8 protein-coding genes and 1 pseudogene are annotated in these 8,948 nt (G+C 46.4%); 6 read left to right on the top strand and 3 right to left on the bottom strand.

Features of this window, described 5'->3' with window-relative positions:
- The 4 genes and pseudogenes from LX69_RS16995 to pgl all read left to right on the top strand — a co-directional run.
- Window positions 1-305 (top strand): annotated as a pseudogene (locus LX69_RS16995) (IS1634 family transposase); the annotation flags it as partial.
- A complete protein-coding gene (locus LX69_RS16990) occupies window positions 302-919 on the top strand; it encodes an InlB B-repeat-containing protein (protein WP_394336331.1) in 618 nt (205 codons plus the stop codon). The pseudogene LX69_RS16995 and the gene LX69_RS16990, both read left to right, overlap by 4 nt.
- Window positions 920-2,140: 1,221 nt before the next feature.
- Window positions 2,141-2,860, top strand: a complete 720-nt coding sequence (locus LX69_RS16980; RefSeq protein WP_111447225.1) for a type 1 glutamine amidotransferase — start codon at window positions 2,141-2,143, stop codon at window positions 2,858-2,860.
- Window positions 2,861-2,959: 99 nt separating this feature from the next.
- Entirely contained in the window at window positions 2,960-3,670 is a 711-nt protein-coding gene (pgl, locus tag LX69_RS16975; protein ID WP_111447224.1) for a 6-phosphogluconolactonase, read from the top strand.
- On the opposite strand, the gene hydG is transcribed toward pgl, so the two are convergent.
- Window positions 3,667-5,097 (bottom strand): [FeFe] hydrogenase H-cluster radical SAM maturase HydG, encoded by a 1,431-nt coding sequence (gene hydG / locus LX69_RS16970; RefSeq protein ID WP_111447223.1) that lies wholly within the window; start codon window positions 5,095-5,097, stop codon window positions 3,667-3,669. The genes pgl and hydG overlap by 4 nt on opposite strands.
- A 331-nt stretch (window positions 5,098-5,428) precedes the next feature.
- Between hydG and LX69_RS16965 the strand changes: the two genes are divergently transcribed.
- Complete coding sequence (locus LX69_RS16965; protein ID WP_111447222.1) at window positions 5,429-5,842, top strand: RNA recognition motif domain-containing protein; 414 nt, start codon at window positions 5,429-5,431, stop codon at window positions 5,840-5,842.
- 587 nt (window positions 5,843-6,429) lie between these two features.
- Here LX69_RS16965 and LX69_RS16960 read toward each other — a convergent pair.
- Together LX69_RS16960 and LX69_RS16955 are read right to left on the bottom strand one after the other, a co-directional pair.
- Window positions 6,430-7,329, bottom strand: coding sequence for a nucleotidyltransferase family protein (locus tag LX69_RS16960; protein ID WP_111447221.1), 900 nt, complete (start codon window positions 7,327-7,329; stop codon window positions 6,430-6,432).
- A gap of 219 nt (window positions 7,330-7,548) precedes the next feature.
- A complete protein-coding gene (locus LX69_RS16955; protein ID WP_221621412.1) occupies window positions 7,549-8,496 on the bottom strand; it encodes an N-acetylmuramoyl-L-alanine amidase family protein in 948 nt (315 codons plus the stop codon).
- Window positions 8,497-8,706: 210 nt separating this feature from the next.
- On the opposite strand from LX69_RS16955, the gene LX69_RS16950 reads away from it, so the two are divergent.
- Window positions 8,707-8,948 (top strand): DUF4372 domain-containing protein (locus tag LX69_RS16950; protein WP_146260598.1); only part of this gene is annotated, 242 nt, incomplete at its 3' end.

Genomic DNA, 8,948 nt, shown 5'->3' with positions numbered 1-8,948 from the left:
GATTGTTGGCCTATTGGCTGGTAAACACGATCCGACATCAACTAAAGCCACATGGCATCAATAGCGGTTGGCGTGAGATCGTTCGTACCATGAACACCCAAAAAGCGGTGACCACATTGGCGCAAAATCAGCAGGATCAAGTAATCATGATTCGTCGATGCTCTGAGCCAAACCAAAATGTCCGCAAGCTTTACGATGCCCTAAAATACAAATACGCTCCCTTTACAAAGCGAAAATCTGTAGTACACAAATCGGAACTTGAAAATGAACAATTCATTGAAATACAGGCGATGGCTTTGGGATAGCTGCAAAGTGGGTTAAAATAAGCGCAACGCCCAACGAAAACTACCGCTTTGTTAATTGGATCGAAGGCACGAACATCATCTCCACAAATTTAGAATATGAGTTTACGGCAACTGCCAATAGAACGCTGACAGCCAATTTCATCAAGCAATATACATTAACCATCAACAAATTGGGCAATGGAAGCATTGAAGTAAATGGCAACAGCTATTCAACCCCAATGATGCTTGACGAATCGCAAGCAATAGAGATAAAAGCCATTCCACAGAGCGGATGGGTGTTTGATGCATGGAGCGGTGATTACATCGGAACCAATTCGCAAACAACAATTACAATGGATGCCGATAAAACCATAGTGGCCGAATTTCTCTTCACCACCGGCTTAGTGTCCCAAAACAAAAAAAACAACGACCTCCCCTTTATACAAACCCCCAATAGCATTAAACTTATCACCAATGAATATGTGACTGTTCAATTGGATGGACTCACAGGACAACACATTTTAAAAACGACAAATTCAAATATCGACATCAGTATGTTGAGAAATGGGTTGTATATCCTTACGCTAACAAAAACAAATGGAGAGTCGCAATCGTACAAAATCGTAAAGCGCTAAAGCCAAACACAAAGCCGGAAACAGCCTAAACAACTGTTTCCGACTTTACATTCCGTCATCGTATCGCCCAACCTGCTCGTCGAAGTTTTTAACTTCGTCGTCATTAACGCTGTGGTCTTTGACTACAAATACATCAAGCTTATTAAAACATTATTTTGTAGTTGAAAACTACAAAGACGGCGTCATTGCAAATTACGCCGAGCTTACAAACTGTTACAAACGACGACTAGCAGAGTCGGCATTACGTTTGTGATGTGCCGCAACGTGCGCGAACACGAAAAGCATCCAATCACGGCGACTTTCATGAATCAACTGAGAGGTATATGGTTAGGTTCCCAATCCTCGCTGCAATCAATCAGCCGCCAACCACCTCTTCGCACTCAACAGTTGAAACAAATCTAAATTGCACCTTCCGAACAGTAAATGACAGTAATATTACCGTCATGAAGCAAACACACTAACCGACTCACCACCAACACAATTCATCATCCCCATCAGGATTTTAAACCCTGATGGGGATAATTAAAAGCGCCGCTTCGGGTCTGCTTCGCCCCTTCTTCGGGACTGCTTCGAGGGTTCTTCGACACCGCTTCGACACCGCTTCGACCCGGAGTCGAAGAAGGGGCGAAAAAGGTACGACGTTGGTACGTACAAAACCTGAGTCAGATCGAATGTCAACGAGTCATAAACACACTTCAAAGCACAACATACCAGCGCTTTTACATCAATTACATAACACTTTTGAGTTTGTTTTTTTTATTTAAACCCAAGGCATTACAAATTACCCCCCCCTTTCTTGGCATAGCCAAGCGACTAAGTCGATTAGCACCTACGATATAACTCTTTTGAGTTATCTGCTTTATTATTTAAACGTAAGGCGTTACAAAAAAACTCAGCGCCTTTTGCCTCAGCATTTATGTTTGACTCAGTGTTAAAAAGAACCTCAATGCCACCGCACATCAAAAATGACATCTTTATGTCATTTCACACCCCGCCAAAAGGCGGTACTATTGCAAAACCAAACATCTCGCAACCATGAGATGTGATGATTCCCTTTTTTCCTTCCAACCCTAAAAGCACCCAGTATTCCGAACAATGAAGCGGATAATGGGTGTTTTTTCTTTTTTCACCCCACGAAAACCCGGGCGTGTTAAAAATCCTTACACGCCCACAACCACCGTGCATTCTCACTAATTTTACGCATCACCAACACACCACCCCATGCTCACCCTCCACGTCCTCATGCACGTGCCCTTTGAAGGGCCGGGACACATTGCCCGTTGGGCACAACAGCGCGGTCATCGCCTGCACATCACCCATCTTTACCAGGCCGAGCCACTGCCCTCGACCAATGACTTTGACATGCTCATCGTGATGGGTGGCCCCATGGGTGCCCACGACGAGGCGATTTTCCCCTGGATGGCTGCCGAAAAAGCACTCATCCGCGCGGCCATTGACCACGGCAAAAAGGTGCTGGGCATCTGCCTGGGCGCCCAGCTCATTGCCGACGTGATGGGTGCCGCGGTTTATCCCAACCCACAAAAAGAAATTGGCTGGTTCGACGTGTCACTCACCCCACAGGCAGCACCTCTTCCCCTCGTCAATAGCTTCCCGACCACTTTCACCACGTTTCACTGGCACGGCGACACCTTCGACATTCCCCGTCAGGCCATTCACTTAATGCAATCATCACACTGCCTCCATCAGGCGTTTTGTTTCAACAATCAGGTATTGGCCTTACAGTTTCATTTCGAAAGCACGCCCGAATCGTTGCAAGCCATGATAGAACACTGCGGCGACGAACTCATCGAATCGGCCACCGTACAATCGGCCTCGCACATGCTCACCCACAGCCATTTGATGACTCAAAATCAACACCTGCTCGAAAAATTACTCGATGCCTTCACAAACATTCCGACCAATGAGTTGTTGTTGAAATGAAGTATTTGACGGGACTAACCAAACAGCAAATAAACACCAAAACAAATTATTCCGAGAAAAGACGTAACAGTCGCCAAATAGGGATTAAACCACACACATATGTTTCACTACCAGATATTCGACACCAAAGCCGATTTGGCACATGCCTTTGCGCAAAAACTAATCAACCTCACGGCACAACAGGATAAGGTCACCCTGGCACTATCGGGCGGTAGCACCCCTCAAGCCATTTTTGACGTTCTGGCACAGACGTATGTCGATAAAATAGAATGGAAAAAACTCACTTTCTTTTGGGTGGATGAACGATGCGTGGCGCCCACACATCCCGACAGCAACTATGGGATGACCCACCGTCATCTGTTTTCAAAATTACCCATCGAAACACACCAGATTTTTCGCGTCAAAGGCGAACTGAAGCCCGAAGAGGCTCTGATAGATTACGAAGCCCTGCTCAACAAAGAGGTGAAAATGCTCAATGGACTTCCCTGTTTCGACCTCACCATCCTGGGGATGGGCGATGATGGACACACAGCCTCCATCTTCCCGCACGAAATCGACCTTTGGCACAGCCCCCAATTATGCACCATCGGCCACCACCCACAAAGTGGCCAGGCACGCGTGACATTGACAGGACGTGTCATTAATCATTCGCGTGAAATCATCTTCATGGTCACCGGAGCCAGCAAAACCGACAAGGTGTACGAGCTGTTCACGCATGCGCCGCAAGTCAAACAATACCCCGCTTCGTTGGTCGATGTAAATAAATCACTCTGGTGGCTCGACAAAGAAGCCGCCCGCCAATTGCCTTAAAAATAGAGGTCACGCTCCCCACCCTTGATGCGCGCCAGCCGATCCATCAGTCTATCTTTAAACGCATCATGGGGATAAGTTTCCAGATTTTTGTCAATGAGTCGATATCCCTTCTCACGGGTCGATTCAGGGGCATAATCCTCTAAATACTCCGCCAGCGTTAAGATCGCGTTGGGTTGACAGAATCGTTTGATGAAGCCCGGCACCGAAAATTCCATGAAATGCTCGCCAGTGCGTTTGGTTCGATAGCAAGCGGTACAAAATGAGGGAATAAAGCCTTTGTCCACCAGCTCATCCATCACCTCGTTAAGCGACCGATTGTCGTTGATGGTAAACTGCTCGCGCTCGAGTGCTTGCGTTGCAGCGGCCTTTGAATACCCCCCCAACTCGATGTTGGTGCCTCCATCAATTTGCGACACGCCGTACTGCAACACCTCGTCGCGCAAGGCGGCCGGCTCGCGTGCCGTAAGAATCAGACCGGTGTAAGGCACGGCCAACCGCAAAATGGCCACCAGACGGGCAAACTCCTCGTCACTCACGGCATACCTGGCATCAACCGAAAAACCCGAAGCCTCCTTGATACGGGGAAAAGAGATGGTGTGGGGTCCCACGTTAAAAACCGCCTCCAGATGGTTGACATGACGCACCAGTCCCAAGAGTTCAAATCGCCAGTCGTAAAGCCCCAGCAACACACCAATGCCCACATCATCGATGCCGGCCTTCTGTGCCCGATCGAGTGCCGTTAAACGCCAGCTGTAGTCGCGCTTCTTCCCGCTCAAATGCACCGCTTCGTATGTCGGACGATGGTAGGTCTCCTGAAAAATCTGGTAAGTTCCGATACCGGCCTCTTTCACAGTCCGAAATCCGGCCACATCCAGAGGCGATGCGTTAATGTTGACCCGCCTGATTTCCCCCTTCCCGTGCTTCACACCGTAAACCGTTCGCACACTATCGGCAATAAACTCAGGCGAATAATCGGGATGTTCGCCATACACCAAAATAAGACGCTTATGCCCGGCATCTTCGAGACACTTCACTTGATCCACAATTTGCTCAGCATTGAGCGTGGTACGCACCTGCTTTCGATTGTCAGCCCTAAAACCGCAATAAGCACAATTATTCACACACCGATTGCCGATGTACAAGGGGGCAAACAACACAATACGACGTCCATACACACGCTCCTTCAGTTCATGGGCAGCCTTTTTAATTTTCGCAACCGAAGCCTCATCATCGGCATTGATAAGCACAGCAGTCTCGTACATCGAGAGGCGATGCTTATTAAGAGCCCGTTCAATAATTTCATCCACACGCTGGGGAGTTGGCACAGCCTCCCTCAAAATGGTGTGAATCTCGTCGGGACAAATAAAATCGTGATTGGCCTCATCGGCGAATCGATATTGCTGAGGATGATAGATAATGGACATGACTTAGAATCAGATAAAACGACAGAAATGCATTTCATTGAAAAAAAAGCAACAACAAACGCAACAAACTTCACGAAAAAGAAGTTGAAAGAACAAGGCAAATTTAACTTGAAAAAAAAGAAATAAGGCTGTAAATTGTGCAAAAGTTTGACTGGCAAAAAAAGAATCAGCCCATTCATCCCGCGAACAGCCCAGCATCTTACATCTGGCAATCAACAACATCGCTCATTTTTAAGAAAAAGAGTTGTTAAAAATTGAGCAGCCATGAAAATCATTCAAATAAATCCCTATTTTTGAGAACATTTTTTTTCACTTTAATTTTTTTTTATTTATGAACATTTTTGTAGGAAGTCTTCCGTTTCATGTTGAGGAGGCTGAACTGAGATCAATTTTTGAAGAGTATGGTGAAGTAACATCAGCAAAAATCATTACTGACAAATTCTCAGGCAAAAGCAGAGGTTTCGGTTTCATCGAAATGTCTGACGACGAACTGGCTCAAAAAGCCATTGAAGAACTGAATGGCGCTGAATTGGATGGCCGCACCATTGTGGTTAACAAATCAGAAGAACGCAAAAAAGACGATCGTCCTCGCTCTAATTTCCGTGGCGGCAACACTCGTAGCGGTGGCGGCAGTGGATTCAACAGAGGTGGTAACAGCGGTGGCGGTTACAACAAAGGCGGTTACAGCGGCGGTGGAAACCGTGGCGGTGGAAACCGTGGCGGTTACGGCGATTCTAACTATTAATTCGCCGAGGGTCGTTCATCACGACCGGTTATTTGTAAATTGATCTCTCTACATAGACTATTTTAAAGGCGCATCTTCATGCGCCTTTCTTTTTTGTCCTCCTCTGATTCACCCATCCTGAAACAAAAAAGGCTTCTATGTCGAATCCTATGGGTAAACAAAATATGAAAGCACGAAATCAAGCAAGGTAACTAAGCCGCCTTCGGAAAATGGCGTTAAGAAAATCATAGGACTGAGCGTTAAAAAAGATGCGCTGTTTGAGCTTGCGAGTTCGCAGATTTTAGGGAAGGCCTATGATTTTTAGCCATTTTACGTCAGCGGCGGCCTTTTTTGCTTACTTTTTGGGGCTGCAGCCAATTCAGCGGAGCTCAGCGACGCTTAATCATGAGGGCAAATGAAAACAAACCCTTTCCGAATAAAAAGTAAGAGCCCGCCCGGCTCGAGGGCACGAAAAAATGGTTTGTGTGAATTGAGACTTATGATTACCCACACAAATCAGAATAGAGCCCAAAAAAGCTTTAACACATACTTATCAGCATGGTGTTAAAGCCTTTATCTTATATTTTAATACCAACAGCAACTAACGTTTACTGCCATAAATTTTGAGGGTAATCGCCTCGGGCAATCAAATCGGTGAGACTTTGCTTCACCATGGGTTTATCCTCCTGATAGGTCACGCCAAACCACTTGGCAGGCGTATTAATGACCCGGGTGGTCACCACACCCGTTTTAATCAGCTTATCAACCACCGCATTAAAATAAAACTCCGACTTGAGCTCTCCGCCCCGAGCCTGCAAAAATGCCACAAACTCGCTGGCCAACTGTTCGAAAAAGAGCGGTTTGAAAGCCCAAAAATTCATCGAAACGGGCTCCTGCCCTGTCAACGGCGTTTTGCCCGATTCGTCGTAATAATAAATCTGTGACCCCTCGAGACCAATTTTGGTTCGCTCGACCAACGACTCCAGATTGCCCAATGCATCGGTTTGACACACTCCGCGCGACACAGTACCATGCTCCGACAAGGTATTGCGCAGGGCATACCCCACCATGGCGTACTGATTTGACGCAGTGCTTTGATTTAGAAAATCAGCCACTTGCTGATAAGCTTCCTGTCCATAAAAATCATCGGCATTAACAATGGCAAAGGGCGTCCGAATGGCATCTTTGGCCATCAAAATGGCATGCCCGGTGCCCCAGGGTTTTTCGCGCCCATCGGGCACCGTAAAGCCATCGGGCAGATAATCGAGCTCCTGATAAACAAATTCGACATCGATGCGCCCCTTTAAACGGGGCTCGAAACGAGCAATAAACTGTTCGGCAAAGGAGTGGCGAATCACGAATACCACCTTACCAAACCCGGCACGAATGGCATCGTACACCGAATAATCGATAATCGACTCGCCCGACGGACCTATTTCATCCATCTGCTTCAGGCCTCCGTAACGACTGCCCATGCCGGCAGCCAACACTAAAAGAGTAGGTTTCATATGTCTAAAATTTATTTTTTAAGTGGCCATATGGAACTCGCCAATGGTCATCCTACTGTGTGTCATGGCTCGTTTCATGTGTTTATAATTAGCCCCCTAATCCCCCAAAGGGGGACTTGGAGTATGTTTCGTCATTTGTTCAAGTGCTACGTTTGTACTTTTGTACTTTTCTCTTGCACTCTTACACTCATGCAATCAAACACTTCTTCCTATTTTCAGCTATCGATTGTCATGAAAATCTCTGGCCAGACCTTCGCCCAACCATTCGGCCAATGCCTGCCTGTTGCCGGCAAGGATGAAACGTTGCTGATCACGATAATTCTGAATATTGCCCAATTCAATAAACACCGAAACGGGATGAGTGTACTTTACCTCGTAAAGGTTACGCGTTGAAACAGTTCCACTAAAACCACGACCGGGCTGATATAAATGGTATTTATCCTCAAGGGTTTGACGCATTGTTTGCGCAAGTTTCAAGCCCAACGGACTGTTTTCGTGATGATAAAAATAAACATCTATTTGCTTTTTTTCAACACGACTATCGAGATGCAGGCTTACCGAACGCTGATACGCAGTACTCCGATTTTGCTTAAAGAGTTGATTCACTATATCGACCCTCTGTTTTAGGCGGTCATTTTGCTTTAATGGGATGGATTCACCCATGCAGGTCTCATCGTTATCGTATTTCAGAAATTTATCGTCCCGAATGCCATCATCAGCATCCTGAATGACATACACCACAGATGCGCCCCTTTCGGTGAGCCAGCGTCCAAGACGCAAAGTGATATCGTAAGCATACTCATCTTCATCCAACCGCTCACCACCATAAATGCCCGAAGCACCCGGATCGGGTCCCCCATGACCACTTATGAGATAATAGAGGGCACCGACCAACGAGTTGTCCGAAATGGTCACTTCTTTCAACGCGTCACCCCACAGGGGCTCGACCACGGTTGCGGGTTTGAGAGAAGGAAGCGCATAGGCATGATGCGCCAGTAGTGAATTATCTTTCCCAAACTTACCGGGGTTGAGGTTCAAAAACGCCATTAAATCCTTTTTGGGATCGAGACCGTTGCGCAGCAAAAAACCAAACACCCCTTCACCGGATAATGGTTTCACTTTAGTATCGGCCACCTCCTGCGCAGCGCATGGCGTGATAGAAACCATTAGGAATACAATGAAAACGGATGTTATAAAGGGGAAAAAATCGTCTCGCACGTCATCGCTCATTTACGCAGCCTTGCAGACCGGTCATTATTGAGTAGGCAAAAATAGTTTTTTTAAATCACTACTGACCGACAAAAAATAAAATAAGGGTTACCGCCCGAAGGTTTCACCCTATAGTTGTAGATTTATGTTGCGAAACAAAATACAACTATGGGCAAAGATATTGAAAAGAGTTTAGTCGGTCAGCCGATTTTCAAGCAGATGATGGATTTTTTACCACGTAATAAGTTCGACTTATTGGTTTCAAAACATAAATCGGATCGGTATTACAAGACTTACTCGTCGTGGGATCAATTGGTAACCATGTTGTTCGGCATCTTTAGCCGTTGCGACTCCATGGGGGAAGTCTGCGATGCGATGAAAACGCTCCAAGGAAAGCTAAGCTATTTGGG

This window comes from Breznakibacter xylanolyticus (assembly GCF_003254275.1).
Classification (GTDB): Bacteria; Bacteroidota; Bacteroidia; order Bacteroidales; family Marinilabiliaceae; genus Breznakibacter; species Breznakibacter xylanolyticus.
Note: the sequence above shows the minus strand (reverse complement) of the source record. Positions and strands in the feature narration are given on the sequence as shown.